Consider the following 14,835-nt stretch of genomic DNA (forward strand, 5'->3'; position numbering starts at 1 on the left):
GGCCTGTCACCAGCAGCCCCCGGCGCGCGCGGGATCCCGCGAGGATCAGCCCTCGCCGCGGCGGGCCAGCCAGCCCAGAAAGGCGCGGTCGGGGCTGCGCAGCACCGGGCTGCCGGAGCGGCGCCACATCGCCTCCCATTCCGCCTGCAGCGCATAGACATCGGCGCCGGGGGCTGTGGCGCGCGCGGCCTCCAGCGTGGCTGCGGCCAGCTGCGGGCGCGGGCTCTGGACGGGGGGCTCCACCATGCTGGCGCGGGGGCTGGCGCGGATCACGTCGCCCGGCTCCTCGGAGAGGTGGTAATCGGGCAGAAGATCAGCGGCGATCATGTCGCGCAGCATGCGGCGGAACACCCGGCGCGGCGAGGCGGATCCGGATTTCTTGTGCAGCACCTCCACCGAGACGCGCCATGCGGGCTGGCGGCCGCAATGTTTGCGGATCAGCTCGTAGATGCGCCGCTCCAGCGGCTTGCGCAGCTGGAAATACTCGCGGCTGAGCGTCAGCACCGATTTCGACAGCACCGCGCGCCACAGCCATTCGCTGAGCGTGACCGCGACGCTGACCATGCGCCCGCCGCGCGACTTGCGCACGATCTGCCAGCTTTCGATCAGGCCGAAGCCGGTGGTCACCTCATGGCCGCCGGTTTCGTAATTGGTGGTGATGCGCGTGCCCGCCAGCCGCTCGAAAGCCTCGCGCAGGCGCTTGTAGCCATCGCCAGAGGTTTCGCGGTTGGTGGCCACCAGCAGGTCATGGGCGCGCAGATGCAGGGTGCGGCTGAGGCTGCGGCCCGCATTCATCGCCGCCATCAGCTGGCTGATGCAGTAGATCAGGATGTCCTTGTCATGGATCGTCGCCAGCCCCTTGACCGAAGGCACCACCTCGATGCGGGTGCCGTTATGGTCATAGCTCAGGATGCGGCGGTCGGGCCGGGTGGCAAGGCTGAACAGCGGATGCTCCATGCTCGCCATGTCATCCTTCGGCGAGGCATCAAAGATGTCGCAGAGGAAGAAATCCGCCGTCGGTTGGCGGTCGGGCTCCCGCCCTCCGCCGCGTGCCGGGATCACCCCGCTCATCAGCCTGCCCTCTGCCCCGCCCCGGGGGATCGTCGCTGCGCGGCCGCTCTGCTGTCGGCCTTGGCGCATCGTGGTTTCAGTGACACCCAGACTAAAGTTGTCCACAGCCCGCGTCCAGTGCGCAGACCGCCGCGAACGTGGCTTTGGAGTCACCTCATCGGGGGATCGGAATCGTTTGAGCGTGGTTTCGGAATCGCCTGTGCCGCCCGTCAGCGCCGATCCGGCTTGAAATACAGGGGTTTGCACCACAAGCCCGGGACCTGTAACGTATAACTAACCCAATTTAACAGATCCCGCGCGACGGATATGCCACAGGCAAGGCCAGGCCCGCCCGGACACCCCCCGACAACCCATAGATTTTGCAAAGAAATTATGTGGGTGTCCTCAAAATCCTTTCATGTATCGCGTTTTGTGATATCCTAAAAAAAACGCGATACATGAGGCGCTGGCATGGCCCCCGAGACCCTGACCCTACCCCCCTATTTCAACATCGATCCCGATCAGGCGCTGGCCGATCTGGGCGCGCCCGCAGGCAGCGCGCGCTTTGCCGAGATCGCCGCCGCCTGCGGACGCGGGCGCGACGATCTGGCCGGGCGCGGGCTCAACCCCGAGGGCCGCAAGGAGCTGCGGCTCTTCTCCACATGGGAAATCACCCGCTACCTGATCCCGGTGGCGCCTGCGCATTTCCGCCGGGTGCTGCGCCAGCATCCCGACCTGCCCCAGGGGCGTGCCGCCTCGGAAGGGGCGGCGCGCTGGTTCACGCTTGACGAGGTGCTGCGGCTGCGCGCGCATTTCGCGGCGGAAGGATCCCGGGCCAAGGAATACCGCCCCTACCGCCCCGAGGGCCTGCCCGCCAAGATCGTGGCGGTGGCGAATTTCAAGGGCGGGGTGGGCAAGACCTCGACCTGCGCGCATCTGGCCATGTCGGCCGCCCTTGATGGCTACAGGGTGCTGGTCATCGATCTCGACAGCCAGGGCTCGATGACCTCGATCTTCGGGGGGCGCGTGGCGGATGAATGGGCAACGGTCTTCCCGCTGCTCGCCCGCCATTACGCCCGCCACCAGCAGGCCGAGAACCGCGCCCGGGTGGATCGCGGCGACAGCCCGCTGCCGCTGGACGACACGCTGTCGGAGGCGCTGAAGCTGGAGGCGGGCGCGCTGGTGCAGAAAACCCACTGGCCCAATATCGACCTGATCGGCGCGCAGCTGAACCTTTACTGGGCGGAATTCCAGATCCCGGTCTGGCGGATGCAGGGGCGCAGCTGGAAGCTCTGGGATGCGCTGTCGGAAAGTCTCGAAGCGGATGGCATCCTTGACCAGTATGACCTGATCTTTCTCGATACGCCGCCCGCGCTGGGATATCTGACCATCAACGGGCTGGCGGCGGCGGATATCCTGCTGGTGCCGCTCGGGGCCTCGTTTCTGGAATTTGACAGCACGGGGCGGTTTTTCGACATGCTGCATTCCACCTTCGCCTCTATCGAAGAGGCGGAGAACATGGCGGCCCGCGCGCTGGGGCGCGAGGGGCTCGCCTTTGAATGGGATGCGGTGCGCGCGGTCATCACCCGGTATGACGGCAACCAGCAGGCGGAACTGGCCGCCCTGATGCAGGCCTATCTGGGTCCGGTGCTGAGCCCGCACCGGCAGGATTTCACCGCGCTGATCGGGCAGGCGGGCGAACAGGTGGCGGGCATCTACGAGGCCGATTACCGCGATTTCAACCGCGAGACCTATGCCCGCGGGCGGCAGACCTTCGACGAGACCTATGCCGCCTTCAAGCGGCTGCTGGTCGGCATCTGGCGGCGCGAGGATCTGGCGCGGGCCGAAGGCTGAGGCCGCGGCGCATCTCCATCTTCCGGCGCGGGCCCGCGCCGGACCAGCACAGGGAAAGGACCGGGGTCATGGCAAAACGCAGACGGCTGACACCCGCGCAGGCCGGGTTCGGGGCGGAACCGGATCCGCAGCCGGGCGCCGTGCCCGCACAGACAGCACCGGGGGCGGCAGCCCCAGCGCCGGGGCAGGGCGGGCCGCTCAGCCCGCTGCGCCCGCCCATCGCGCAGGTGGCGGGGGCCGCCGCCACCGAGGCGGCGCTGTCGGAGATGACCGGCATTCTGGCCCGGGCCGAGGCCGAGGGCCGGATGATCCGCGCCCTGCCGCTGGAGCAGATCGAGGCCGAGCATCTGATGCGCGACCGGCTGGGGGTGGAGCCCGAGGCTTTTGAGGCGCTGAAGCAGAGCCTGCGCGCCCGCGGCCAGCAGACGCCCATCGAGGTGATGGCGCTGCCCGGGGGGCAGGGTCCGCGCTACGGGCTGATCTCCGGCTGGCGGCGGCTGCTGGCGCTGCGCCAGCTTGCGGCAGAGACCGGCGAGGCGCGGTTTGCGCAGGTGCTGGCGCTGCTGCGCCAGCCGCAGGATCTGGCCGCAAGCTATGTGGCCATGGTCGAGGAAAACGAGATCCGCGCCGATCTTTCGCATTACGAACGCGCCCGCATCGTGCTGCGCGCGCTGGAGGCGGAGGTGTTCGAGACCGAGAAACAGGCGCTGCAGACGCTCTTTGCCTCGGCCTCTTATGCGCGGCGGTCCAAGATCAAATCCTTCCTGCCCGTGGTGCAGGCGCTGGACGGGGCGCTGCGCCATCCCGCCGCTCTGACCGAGCGGCTGGGGCTGGCGCTGTCGAAGGCGCTGGAGGCGGAGGGACAGGCGGAAGCCCTGCGCGCGGATCTGGAGGCGCGCCCGCCGCGCGATGCCGAAGACGAGGCGGCGCGGCTGCAGGCCTTTCTGGGGGCCCGCCGCGGCCCGGCCCAGCCTGCGGCGGTGCCCGCCCGCACCCCGCCGGTGCGCATGGAGGCGCGGGCCGGCCATGTGGTGCTGAGCGGGGAGGCGGTGGATCGCGGCTTCATCGCCGATCTTTCGGCCTGGCTGCGCGCGCGCGGGCGCTGAAACCTTTCGCATGCGAAAGGTTTCGCGGCGGGGCCTTGGGTGGCGCTGTTGCGGCGGCGGCACCTCCGGCGCGCGGGGCGGCAAGAAACCGGCAAGCTCCGCGCCTCTAGCCTGCCCGCGGATCAGACCGCGGAGAGCCCCATGCCCGACACCTCGCCCATCCTTGCCCTGCCGCTGCTGCAGCCCGCGCAGGCGCAGAAACATGTGACCGTGAACGAGGCGCTGCTGCTGCTGGAGGCGGCGGTGCAGCTGGTGGTGGAGGATCGCAGCCGCACCGCGCCCCCCGCCGAGCCGGGGCAGGGCCAGCGCCATCTGGTGGCGCCCGGGGCGGTGGGGGACTGGGCTGGGCAGGAGGGCGCGGTGGCGGTGTTCGACAGCGGGGTCTGGCGCTTCGTGCCGCCCGCCCCCGGCTGGTGGGCCGAGGTGCGCGCCGAAGGCCGGCAGGTGGTCTGGACCGGCAGCGCCTGGGAAATCCGCCAGCCCGATCTGGACCAGCTGCCGGGGCTGGGCATCGGCACGGCGCATGATGCGGTCAACCGGCTGGCGCTGGCCGCCGAGGCGTCGCTCTTCAGCCATGCCGGGGCGGGCCATCAGATGAAGGTCAACAAGGCCACGCCCGCCGACACGGCAAGCCTGCTGTTCCAGACCAACTGGTCGGGCCGGGCCGAGATGGGGCTTTCGGGCAGCGACGCCTGGGCGCTGAAGGTCAGCGCCGAGGGCAGCGCCTGGATCGAGGCGCTGGCGGTGGACGGGGCCACCGGCCATGTCAGCGGCGCGGCGGTGCAGGCCTCGGCCAGCGACGTGACGCCGGGGCGGCTGATGCGCGCCGATTACGGCTACAGCCCCGGCAACCTGCTGGGCGAGGTCAGCCAGAGCGGCGGCCAGCCCACCGGGGCCGCGATCCAGTCGGGCAGCACCGCCAATGGCAGCTTTCTGCGGCTTGCCGATGGCACGCAGATCTGCACCCACAGCCTGACCATGCTGGCCGGAGCCTATAACAATGTCGGCGGCACATGGACCTTTGCCCAGCCCTTTGTCGGCACGCGCAGCGTCAGCCTGACCGCGCCCAATTCGGGATCCGACTACATCAACTGTTCCGCGTCGCAATTCGGCCTGTGCCGACAGGGATCCGGCGGCGTCTCGGTGGTGCTGAACCTGACCGGCATCACCCCGATCGACCCGGCGGCGCAGGTGCGCAACGTCCGGGTCAGCGCGATCGGGCGGTGGGTCTGAGAGACTCACCCGCGCGCAGACGGCCCTTCTGTCGCTGGCCGTCCGGGCCAGCGACGGGAAGTTTCCGGGATCCGGAAGACGCCCTCTACTCGCGGAAGGCCTGATCCTTGACCTTGATCACCGGCTTGATGATGTAATCGAGCACGGTCTTGCGCCCGGCGAGGATATCGACCTGGGCGATCATGCCGGGCATGATCTGCACCGTCTCTCCGGCCGCGTCGAGGATCGTGCTCTGCGTGCGGATCTCGGCCACGAAGACCTCCTCGTCATTGCGTTCCGAGCGCTGGATCGTGTCGGCGCCGATGCGCAGGATCTCCCCGTCCAGCGCGCCGTAGCGCGCGAAATCATAGGCGGTGATCTTCACCTTCACCTTCTGGCCGGGATAGAGAAAGGCGATGTCATCGGGCTGGATATAGGCTTCGACCAGCAGTGTGTCGTCAAGCGGCACGATCTCCAGCAGCGGCTCGCCGGCCCGAGCCATGCTGCCGCGGGTGGTGCGGTGGATGCGGTTGACCACGCCGCGCAGCGGCGCGCGGATCTGGGCCCGGCCCGCGCGCTGCTGCAGGGCGGGCAGGGAGGGTTTCAGCGCCGCAAGCTCGGCGGTGGAGATCGCAAGATCGGTGAGCGCATCGGCGCGGTAGCTGCGTTTCTGCGCCGCGATCTTCGCGTCGATCTCGGCCATGACCGAGGCGAACCGCCCGATCGCCGCCTCGGCCCGCACCTTGCGCCCCTCCCATTCCACCTCGCTCCGGCGCAGGGTCAGCAGCGTGGTCTGGGGTTCGATGCCGCGCGTCACCAGCGGCTCCATCATGGCGCGTTCCTCGGCCATGACCGCCAGCGTCTCCTCGGCGGTGGCAAGACCCACCAGTTCTTCCTCATGCTCGCGCTGGCGCTGCTCGCGCTGGTTTTCCAGAATGGCGATCTCGGTGGAGAGGGAATCGAGCCGCCCCTGATAGAGCGCGGCCTCGGTCTTCACCACCTCCGGGGCCAGCGCCACCAGCGACTCCTCGAAGGTCAGCCCTTCCTCCGTGCCGGCGATCTCGGTTTCCAGCCGCTCGATCCGGGCCATGAGCCCATAGGCGCGCTGCTGTTCCTGATCGAGCTGCGCGGTCAGCTGCATCCCGTCCAGTTCCATCAGCAGGGCATCGGCCGCCACCACCTCGCCCTCGCTGACATGCAGCGCCTCCAGCACACCGTTTTCCGCCGCCTCGATGATCTGCACGTCGCCCGAGGGCACCACGCGCCCGTCCGCCCGGGTGACGTCGTCGATCTCGGTCAGCGCCGCCCAGAGGACGGCGGCGGCGATGAAGCCGAGGATCAGCAGCAGCAGCAGGCTGTTGCGCGCGGGCGACCGGCCCTTCATCTGCCGGGCCAGCGCCTCGAAATCCCGGTGCCCGCTCATGCGCCGGTCCCCACGGCGCGGGGTGTGGTGGCGGAGTTGCGCTGCAACAGGCTCTTGGGGCCGTCGGCCTGCACCTTGCCGTCGCCGATCACGATGACCCGGTCGACCAGATCGAGCAGCGAGGTGCGGTGGGTGACGATGATCATCGTGCTGTCCTTCATGCGGCTGCGCAGGTTCTGGATGACCTCGGCCTCCTTCTGCACGTCCATGGCGCTGGTCGGCTCGTCCAGCAGCAGGATCGGCGGATCGCCCACCAGCGCGCGGGCAAGGCTGATCGCCTGTTTCTGGCCGCCCGACAGGCCCTCGCCCTTCTCGCCAAGCGGCATGTCATAGCCGGCGGGGTGGCGGGCGACAAAATCTTCGACCCCGGCGATCTGAGAGGCCTTGAGGATCTCGGCATCCGAGGGCCGGATGCCGCCGATGGCGATATTGTCGCGCAGCGTCCCGGTGAACAGCCAGACATCCTGCAGCACCGCGCCGATATTGCGGCGCAGGTCGCCCGGATCGATCTGGCGGATGTCCACCCCGTCCACCCGCACCGCCCCCGAGGCGGGCTGGTAGAGCCCGAGCAGCATCCGCGCCACGGTGCTCTTGCCCGAGCCGATCCGGCCGAGGATCGCGACCTTCTCGCCGGGCTGGATGGTGAAGGACACGCCTTTCAGCGTCTCCACGAGCTGGCCGGGATAGGTGAAGCGCACCTCCTCGAAGGTGATCTCGCCATGCAGCACCGGGCGGGAGATCCAGCTGCGGTCATCCGGGCGCTCGCTGTCGGCGCGCATCAGCGCGTTGAGCGAGCGGAACGAGCTGCGGGCCTGATTGAGCCGGGTCAGGGTCTGGGCCAGCTGCGCCAGCGGCGCCAGACAGCGCCCGGTCAGGATCACGCTGGCGATGAGCGCCCCCATCGAGGTCACGCCTTCGGAGATCAGGAACACCCCGTAGAAGATGATCATCACCTGCGCCGCCTGCTGGGTGAAGGCGGTGGCGTTCAGGGCGAACTGGGTGATGGCGCGGCTCTGGCCGCCGTGCCGGGCCTGTTTGGAGATGGCCTCCTCCCAGCGGGCGCGCATGAAGCGCGCCGCGCCGCTGGCCTTGATCGTCTCCAGCCCGGTGATGGTCTCGACCAGCACGCTCTGCTTGGACTGCCCGTCCAGCTGGCTGCGCTCGGCGAGCCGGCCCAGAAAAGGCTGCACCGCCAGCCCCACCACCAGCACCAGCGGCACCGCGATGGCGGGGATCAGCGCCAGAGGCCCGCCGATCAGGTGGATGACGAAGATGAACAGCAGGATGAAGGGCAGGTCGACCAGCGCCACGAGGCTGGCGGAGGTGAAGAAGTCGCGCAGCGTCTCGAATTCGCGCAGGGTGCTGGCCATGGCCCCGGTGCTGCCGCGCCGGGCCGCCAGCTGCAGATCCAGAAGTTGGTCGAAGATGCGCCGCCCCATCATCAGATCGGCCTTTTCCCCGGCCCGGTCGATGAAGCCCGCTCGCAGGGTCTTGATGAGAAAGTCGAAGACCAGCGCGATGCCGATGCCGATCGTCAGCGCGATCAGCGATTCCGTCGCCTCGTTCGGCAGGATGCGGTCATAGACCACCATGGTGAAGATCGAGGTGGACAGGCCCAGCACCGAGGTCAGCACCGCCGCAAGGATCACCTGCGCATAGGACCAGCGGTTCGCGGCGAGCGAGGACCAGAACCAGTGCCCGCGCGCCGGGCGGGTGCGCGCCAGATCCTCGCGGTAATCGGCGCGCAGCAGCAGGGCATGGCCGGTATAGCCCGCCGCCAGCCGGTCGCGGGCGATCTCGCCGGGACGCTCGCCCAGATCGGGATCATAGACGATGCAGGTCTTGCCCCGCACCCGGTGCAGCACCACCGCGCGGTCATTTTCCAGAAACAGGATCGCCGGGGTCAGGCTGTCATCGAAGCGCTTCAGCGGATGCGCGCCAAAGGCCGCCTGCAGCCCCGCCCGTTCCGCCACCTGCAGCGCGTCGGGAATGGTGAGGTAGCCCTCCGGATCGGAGACCGCCGAATAGAGCGCGGCATGGGTGATCGGCCGGTCGAGTTCGGAGGTGACATGCAAAAGGCAGGCCTCCAGCGCCGAAAGCGGCCGCTGCGGCGCCTCGGTCAGGGCGGCGGGCGTGGTCATGGCAGCACCACGGGTTCGAGCGCGATGCCGAAGGCGTCAAGGATGTCGCCGGTCAGGGCCAGCGCCTGATAGCCCGTGAGCAGCCGTTCCCGGCGGGCATCGACCAGCGTGCGCTGCGCTTCGAGAAATTCGCGCTGCGCGTCCAGCACCTCGAGCAGCGAGCGGCGCCCGATGGAGAATTCGTCGCGGGCGGCGGCGACATTGGCCTCGCTCGCCTCCACGGCGGCGCGGGCGGCGGTCAGGCGGCGTTCCCCGGCGGTGCGGTCCGAGGCGAGGAAATCCAGCGCGCGGCGGATGTCGCGGCCCAGCCGGTCCTTCTCGTAGCGCAGCCCGTCCAGTTCGGCCTCGGCCCGGTCGATGGCGGCGCTGGACTGCTGGCGGGTGTCGAAGGTGTAGTCGACCGAGATATCGAAAACCACATCCGCCCCGCCGCGATCGCCGCGCAGCGCCGTGCTGCCCAGTTCGACCCGGGGGGTCTGCTGGGCGCGCACCGCCCGCAGCCGCGCCTCGGCGGCCTCGATCTGGCCTTCGAGGCTGCGCATCCGCGGGCTGGCCGCGATGGTGCGCTCGGTGCTCCAGTCCAGCGCGGGGGCGCGGGGCGGGGCGCTGAGGGCGGAGGGGTCGGTGTCGAAGACCTCGGCATAGATGGCGCGGGCCTGATCCAGCCCGGCCTCGGCATCGGCGGCGCGGGTCTCGGCATCGGCCAGACGGCTGCGGATGGTCAGCACGTCGGATTCGAGCCCCGCGCCGACGCTGCGGCGCTCCTCGATCTGGGTCATGTAATCGCGATGGGTGTCGAGATTCTGCTGGGTCAGCGCCAGAACCTCCTGCGCGGCCAGCACGCCCACATGCGCCTCGACCGCCGCCATGGCGGCGCCTGCGGCCTGCACCAGCCGCGCGTCGCGCGCCTGCCAGACCCCGGCGGTGGCGGCGGTGCGCTGGTTGCGGGCCACGCCACCGTCATAGATCAGCTGGCTCACCCGCACATAGGGGCTGGTGCTGCTGTTGGTGCTGTCGCTGCGCGAGGAATAGCGCGACTGCAGGTCGAGCCCGGTGGAGAATTCCGGGCGGAAGGCGCCCTTGGCCGCGACCAGCTCGGCCCGGGCCGAGCCGATCTCGGAGGTGGCGATGCGCACGTCGGGGCTGGTCAGCACCGCGCGGGCCACCGAGGCGCCAAAGGCGCTGCGTCCAAGATCCGGCGCCAGACGGGCGGCGGGCGGCGCGGGCGGGGGGGAGGCTGTGGCGGCGGGAGCCACGGGGGCGGCGTCCTGCTGCGGGGCGCGGTCCGCGCATCCCCCCAGAGCGATTACCGACGCCGCGATGCAGATGATACCGTGCCAGCTGGTCATGATCCCTCGGAGGTTGAGTAAGGTGAGGTTGCGCTGTCTTGCTCATAGGCGAGCGTCATGGCGTCGAGAAAGCCCCCGAGACCGTCGGGCGACGGGCTCTGCGCCCCGGTCTGCCGGGGGCCCGCGCGCAGGGCCCGGGCCAGCCGCCGCAGATGCGGCACGGTCTCGAGCGAGGTCAGATGCGCATGCAGAAGCTCCATCGCGCCCGTGTCCAGCAGGGCGAGCTTGCGCGCCTGTCCCAGCCGCGACAGGGCCGGCGGATCGACGACCCGGTAGGGCGCGAAACAGGGATCGGCAAAGGCGGGCAGGCTCTGCGCGGGCCGCAGCAGCGCGGCCTTGGCAATGGCGGCTCCGGCGCGCAGCGTCTGGCGCAGCGAGAGATGCCAGGCCTGCAGGAAGGCCTGCAGCCTGGTGAAATCCGGGGTCGGGGCGCCGGTGCCGTCGAAGGCCCGCCGCGGCGCGGCGGTGCCCGGGCCGAAACAGGGGCTGCCGGGATCGCGGAGGATGCGGAAATCCGGCGCGAGCGCGCAGGCAAAGGGATGGGCGCGCAGCTGCCCCGGCACATAGATGCCGCTCCAGTCGCCGGTCTCGGTGATCACGCGGGTATCGGCCTCGTCCTGCAGCCGGAGCAGGGCGGCGGGATAGAGCGCTCCGCCATGGGAGGCGAAGAGGATCGGCATGGCGCAGGCGGTCTGGTGCAGTTCGGCCAGCACGACCGGGACCGACAGAAAATCCCGGGCAAAGCCGTAGGAGGCAAAGGGCGTCCAGGACAGCGCCGGGCTGGTCTCGGCTTCAACCGGCTGGCCCGTCCGGGCAAGATGGTCTGCCAGAGACATGATCTGTGTGGGCGTGCTCATGTCGCGGTCCCAAATATGGCCATGAAAACAACTTCGTCACTCTTATGCGCCCGAGCCTGACGGTCCTGTCTGCAGAGTTCAAGTCCGGTCTTGCACGGATCCCGGTCTTCCTGCAGGACGCAGGCATACTGCAAGCTCTTGCCGGAAATGATGTCCTGTTCTACGCAATGTGAAGCGGAAATGCCGGATTGTTGCAGATTTGGCGCGATCGAATTTGATTGTCCGGCTCAGGGAACGCGGCAAGGTCGTGTCGCAGGAGCGGACATAGTAAACAGGGGTCAGGCTGATCCGGTCCGATCCTCTCAGTCAATTGGACCATTTTTAGAACGCGAGGATTTCAGTGCCTTTCGATATGATGACCTTTGCTAGGATCGCCACACTGGCTCTGCTGGGCCTCGCTGCGGGCTGCGGCGTTTCCTATAACAGCCCGTCGGTCAGGGAACGCGCCGCAGGCGCGCCGGTCACGGTGGTGCCGCTGGATGCGGAAACGGTCGTGCTCGCCAATGCCGCAAAATACACGCCTCGGCAGCTGCCCGCCGAATTCTTCGCCACCGCCGGAACGGGCTCAGGGCTGATGGGGCCGGGGGCGCTGCCCGCCATGCCCTATCTTCCCGATGAAAACCGCCGCGTGTTGGAATTGCGGCCGCTGCCCGATGTCCAGCCCCAACCTTATCGCATCGGCGTGGGCGATGTCCTGCTGCTGGCGACCCGCAGCGCGGGCGATACGGTGGAACAGCTTTCCGGGCTTCTGGCGGCGCAGAACCAGCGTCAGGGCTATACGGTGCGCGATGACGGCAGCATCGCCATTCCCGAGATCGGCGCCGTGCAGGTTGAAGGCCGTACCCTGCAACAGGCCGAGGACCAGATTTTCCAGGTCCTCGTGGAAAACCAGATCAACCCGAGCTTCAGCCTCGAAGTGGCAGAGTTCAACTCGCAGAAGATCACCGTGGGCGGTGCCGTGGGAACACCTGCCCTGCTGCCGATCACGCCCAACCGGCTGACCCTCGCCGAGGCGCTGACCGCGGCGGGTGGGATGACGGTGCGGGACGTGGAATTCGCCTCGATCCGAGTCTACCGGGGCGGCACACTCTATCAGATGCCTGTGGAAACCTATCTGCAGCGCTCCGATCTGCAGCAGAAGGTGTTGCTTAATGGTGATGCGGTCTTTGTCGATACCAGCTACGATCTCGACCGCGCCATGGAATTCTATCAGGCGCAGATCGACGTCATCACCCTGCGCAACGAGGTGCGGTCTTCTGCCCTAGACGTGCTCGTAGATGAAATCACCTTACGCCGGGACGCATTGAGCGAGCGTCGTCAACTGTTCCAGCTTCAGGACGAGTTGGGGGCAGTCGAGCGGGATTACGTCTACCTGTCCGGCGAGGTGAAGGCTCAGAGCCGGTTCGCACTGCCTTTCAACCAGCATGCGACGCTGGCCGATGCGCTCTATGATGCAGGCGGGTTTAGCAACACGACGGGTGATCCGAGCCAGATCTATGTGCTGCGCGGATCTTCCCGGCCTGAAGTTGTGGGCGCAATCACTGCCTATCATCTCAATGCCCGCAATGCCGCTGACATGATCTTGGCAACTCGCTTCCAACTGCGTCCCAACGACGTGATCTTCATTGAAGAGCAGCCGATCACGCAGTGGAACCGCGCCCTGCAGCAGCTTTTCCCGACATTGATAAACTCTGCTGCACGAAGCGCTCTTTGACCGTTCAATGGGCTGCAAGGCCCCTCGCCTAGGCCATGTGTCCCCGATATAGGGGGCACATGAAGATTCTCAGCCACCTGTTCAGAGCCAAGGGTTCGGGCCAAGCGAAGCCAGCATTCGACGCCCCCCTTGCCCCCGATAGGCCCTTCTGCGCCATCGGCGACATCCATGGCAGCCTGCCCGCTCTCGAAGCCTTGCTCTCAAAGATCGAAAGCCTGCCCCAGGTTCCGCCTGTCATCTGCCTCGGCGATTACATGGACCGGGGCGAGCAGTCGGCGCAGGCCCTGACGCGGCTATGGGCCCTCGCCAAAGAATTTGGCGAGGATTTTGTTTGCCTGAAAGGTAATCACGAGCAGATGTGCCTGGATTTTCTTGAAAACCCCGAGGAGGGGGGGGAGTTTTGGCTGCGTCATGGCGGGCTCCAGACCCTCGCCAGCTATGGCATCGGTCACCGCCCGGGGCAGGCTTCTCATAGAGTGTTGCGCGACAAGCTGGCAGATGCGATGGGGCCGGATCTGCTCGACTGGCTGGCGGGCCTGCCGCTGTCTTGGCAGTCGGGAAATGTCGTGGTGGTCCATGCCGGACTGGATCCCGCGCTGCCTCTGGCGGCGCAGCGGCCGTCCGTTCTGATGTGGGGCCATCCGGAGTTCGAGAAGACGCCCCGGCGGGACGGGCTCTGGGTGGTGCATGGCCATACTATCGTGCCGGAGCCGCAGGTCGTGGCGGGCCGCATCGCCACCGATACTGGAGCCTATGCCACTGGACGGCTGAGCGCCGCCCATGTCTCCATGGACGGCGTCACGTTCCTGACAAACCTGTAAGCCGGGTCCGCTGCCTGCGGATCAGGCGCCGGCGAAGCGGAACACCACCGACAGGGTGCGCCAGATGATCCAGGCTTCCAGCCGGAAACCAGCATTGGTGATGTAGTAGAGATCGGCACGCACCTTGCGTCGGGTGGCCTCGACCCCCTCGATATAGCCGAGCTCGGTCTGCGCGAGCCCGCTGATCCCGGGGCGGACAAGGTGCCTCTCGCGGTAGCCGCGCACCTCTTCGAGGAAATGCAGGGCGTGGTCATAGTAATCCGGACGCGGCCCGATCAAGCTCATGTCCCCGCGCAGCACGTTCAGAATCTGCGGCAGCTCGTCGATCCGGCACTTGCGCAGATAGCGGCCAAGCTTGGTGATGCGGTCGACTTCCAGCGGGCAGTTTGCGGTGCGCTTGGCCGCGACCGCCGAGGCGTCGCGCATGGTGCGGAACTTGATCGCCCGGAAGGGCTTGCAGTGCCGGCCCATCCGGGTCTGAACAAAGAAGAGTTTTCCCTGGTTCATGAAGGGGTTGAGCAGGAGAAGTGCCAGCATGAACAGGCCCAGCAGCGGCAGCATGGCGATACAGAGAACGATGTCGAAAGCGCGCTTCACCATGAAGAACATGGGCTGCTGGGTCGACTTCCGGCCGAAACGGCTTTCGAAACGAGAGTAACGGGCATACTCGTTAACAGGAACCGCAGTCTGGTCGAACATCTCAACCTCCAATTATTCGGCGGAAATTAGCAGAATCTTAACTATTTTCTGGAGCGATACTGCAGCCATTCCGCCAAGTCAATTCTGTGTGGGGCGGTGGGTGGAGTTTTTCTGCGGTGCAACAAGGCTTGGTTAAATCCTGAGCAGCTTTGTGTGGCTTGGATTGCGCACCCGAAGTTTATAAAGTGATTACATGCGATTAAGCTCGACATCTGTCGAGCTATCTTGGCGGTTTGGATCTTGGGCCATCCTCTCCGGTAACACAGTGACGACAGCCCAGAGATGCTTCGGGAGCCTGATCTGAAACAAGGCTTTCCGGGGACGGCGCCAAGATACTTGGTCAGCCTTTAGCGATAGACGTGCTTCGGTTTTTTGTGTCCCGGCCACATCTTATTTAATCACTTTCCCATCTTTTCAGAATGGAAAAAGTGTTAACAAAAAGACCGCCAGATTCTTGACTTTATCTTCCTGACATATTTTCGTCATGAAGCTGTTCGGAGGCTGCTGGTTTGCAGCAGGATACGGAGGGAACCGGCATTCTCCTGAGCCAGGAAATTAGGCAGTTAGATTGTGTTATTCGGATGACACACGACCGCTTAAACTGATCAC

11 protein-coding genes are annotated in these 14,835 nt (G+C 67.1%); 5 read left to right on the forward strand and 6 right to left on the reverse strand.

Annotation, left to right across the window (positions count from 1 at the left end):
• Positions 1-45: 45 nt before the first annotated feature.
• On the reverse strand, positions 46-1,071 hold the full coding sequence (locus BLR51_RS17370; RefSeq protein WP_089849352.1) for a replication initiator protein A: 1,026 nt from the start codon (positions 1,069-1,071) through the stop codon (positions 46-48).
• Positions 1,072-1,521: 450 nt separating this feature from the next.
• Between BLR51_RS17370 and BLR51_RS17375 the strand changes: the two genes are divergently transcribed.
• The 3 genes from BLR51_RS17375 (at position 1,522) to BLR51_RS17385 (ending at position 5,243) form a co-directional block, all read left to right on the forward strand.
• On the forward strand, positions 1,522-2,904 hold the full coding sequence (locus tag BLR51_RS17375) for an AAA family ATPase (RefSeq protein WP_089849354.1): 1,383 nt from the start codon (positions 1,522-1,524) through the stop codon (positions 2,902-2,904).
• 68 nt (positions 2,905-2,972) lie between these two features.
• Positions 2,973-4,010, forward strand: a complete 1,038-nt coding sequence (locus BLR51_RS17380; RefSeq protein WP_089849356.1) for a ParB/RepB/Spo0J family partition protein — start codon at positions 2,973-2,975, stop codon at positions 4,008-4,010.
• Positions 4,011-4,151: 141 nt separating this feature from the next.
• Positions 4,152-5,243 carry a DUF2793 domain-containing protein gene (locus tag BLR51_RS17385; protein WP_089849358.1) on the forward strand — a complete coding sequence of 364 codons (1,092 nt, stop codon included), beginning with the start codon at positions 4,152-4,154 and terminating at the stop codon, positions 5,241-5,243.
• An 85-nt stretch (positions 5,244-5,328) separates the two neighbouring features.
• Here BLR51_RS17385 and BLR51_RS17390 read toward each other — a convergent pair whose 3' ends face one another.
• From BLR51_RS17390 to BLR51_RS17405, 4 genes are read right to left on the reverse strand one after another with little or no spacing between them, the layout of a single operon-like run.
• Entirely contained in the window at positions 5,329-6,645 is a 1,317-nt protein-coding gene (locus BLR51_RS17390; RefSeq protein WP_089849359.1) for an HlyD family type I secretion periplasmic adaptor subunit, read from the reverse strand.
• Positions 6,642-8,786: a type I secretion system permease/ATPase gene (locus tag BLR51_RS17395; protein WP_089849361.1), complete on the reverse strand. Its 2,145-nt coding sequence runs from the start codon at positions 8,784-8,786 to the stop codon at positions 6,642-6,644. Before BLR51_RS17395 ends, BLR51_RS17390 begins: the two co-directional genes overlap by 4 nt.
• Positions 8,783-10,135, reverse strand: coding sequence for a TolC family protein (locus tag BLR51_RS17400; protein WP_089849363.1), 1,353 nt, complete (start codon positions 10,133-10,135; stop codon positions 8,783-8,785). Before BLR51_RS17400 ends, BLR51_RS17395 begins: the two co-directional genes overlap by 4 nt.
• Positions 10,132-10,992 carry a SapC family protein gene (locus BLR51_RS17405; RefSeq protein WP_089849365.1) on the reverse strand — a complete coding sequence of 287 codons (861 nt, stop codon included), beginning with the start codon at positions 10,990-10,992 and terminating at the stop codon, positions 10,132-10,134. The genes BLR51_RS17400 and BLR51_RS17405 overlap by 4 nt, the downstream gene beginning before the upstream one ends.
• A 340-nt stretch (positions 10,993-11,332) precedes the next feature.
• Between BLR51_RS17405 and BLR51_RS17410 the strand changes: the two genes are divergently transcribed.
• Together BLR51_RS17410 and BLR51_RS17415 are read left to right on the forward strand one after the other, a co-directional pair.
• Positions 11,333-12,706, forward strand: a complete 1,374-nt coding sequence (locus BLR51_RS17410; RefSeq protein ID WP_242656768.1) for a polysaccharide biosynthesis/export family protein — start codon at positions 11,333-11,335, stop codon at positions 12,704-12,706.
• Between the two features lie 59 nt (positions 12,707-12,765).
• Positions 12,766-13,527: a metallophosphoesterase family protein gene (locus BLR51_RS17415; RefSeq protein ID WP_089849367.1), complete on the forward strand. Its 762-nt coding sequence runs from the start codon at positions 12,766-12,768 to the stop codon at positions 13,525-13,527.
• 21 nt (positions 13,528-13,548) lie between these two features.
• Here the strand turns inward: BLR51_RS17415 and BLR51_RS17420 are convergent, their stop codons facing one another.
• A complete protein-coding gene (locus BLR51_RS17420; RefSeq protein ID WP_242656769.1) occupies positions 13,549-14,226 on the reverse strand; it encodes a sugar transferase in 678 nt (225 codons plus the stop codon).
• Positions 14,227-14,835: the final 609 nt, after the last annotated feature.

This window comes from Salipiger marinus (genome assembly GCF_900100085.1).
In the GTDB taxonomy this organism is placed as follows: domain Bacteria; phylum Pseudomonadota; class Alphaproteobacteria; order Rhodobacterales; family Rhodobacteraceae; genus Salipiger; species Salipiger marinus.

Excerpts from the sequence above, each read along its gene's own strand:
- BLR51_RS17370 (WP_089849352.1), bottom strand. The coding sequence starts at position 1,071 with ATGAGCGGGGTGATCCCGGCACGCGGCGGAGGGCGGGAGCCCGACCGC.
- BLR51_RS17375 (WP_089849354.1), top strand. The coding sequence starts at position 1,522 with ATGGCCCCCGAGACCCTGACCCTACCCCCCTATTTCAACATCGATCCC.
- BLR51_RS17380 (WP_089849356.1), top strand. The coding sequence starts at position 2,973 with ATGGCAAAACGCAGACGGCTGACACCCGCGCAGGCCGGGTTCGGGGCG.
- BLR51_RS17385 (WP_089849358.1), top strand. The coding sequence starts at position 4,152 with ATGCCCGACACCTCGCCCATCCTTGCCCTGCCGCTGCTGCAGCCCGCG.
- BLR51_RS17390 (WP_089849359.1), bottom strand. The coding sequence starts at position 6,645 with ATGAGCGGGCACCGGGATTTCGAGGCGCTGGCCCGGCAGATGAAGGGC.
- BLR51_RS17395 (WP_089849361.1), bottom strand. The coding sequence starts at position 8,786 with ATGACCACGCCCGCCGCCCTGACCGAGGCGCCGCAGCGGCCGCTTTCG.
- BLR51_RS17400 (WP_089849363.1), bottom strand. The coding sequence starts at position 10,135 with ATGACCAGCTGGCACGGTATCATCTGCATCGCGGCGTCGGTAATCGCT.
- BLR51_RS17405 (WP_089849365.1), bottom strand. The coding sequence starts at position 10,992 with ATGAGCACGCCCACACAGATCATGTCTCTGGCAGACCATCTTGCCCGG.
- BLR51_RS17415 (WP_089849367.1), top strand. The coding sequence starts at position 12,766 with ATGAAGATTCTCAGCCACCTGTTCAGAGCCAAGGGTTCGGGCCAAGCG.
- BLR51_RS17420 (WP_242656769.1), bottom strand. The coding sequence starts at position 14,226 with ATGTTCGACCAGACTGCGGTTCCTGTTAACGAGTATGCCCGTTACTCT.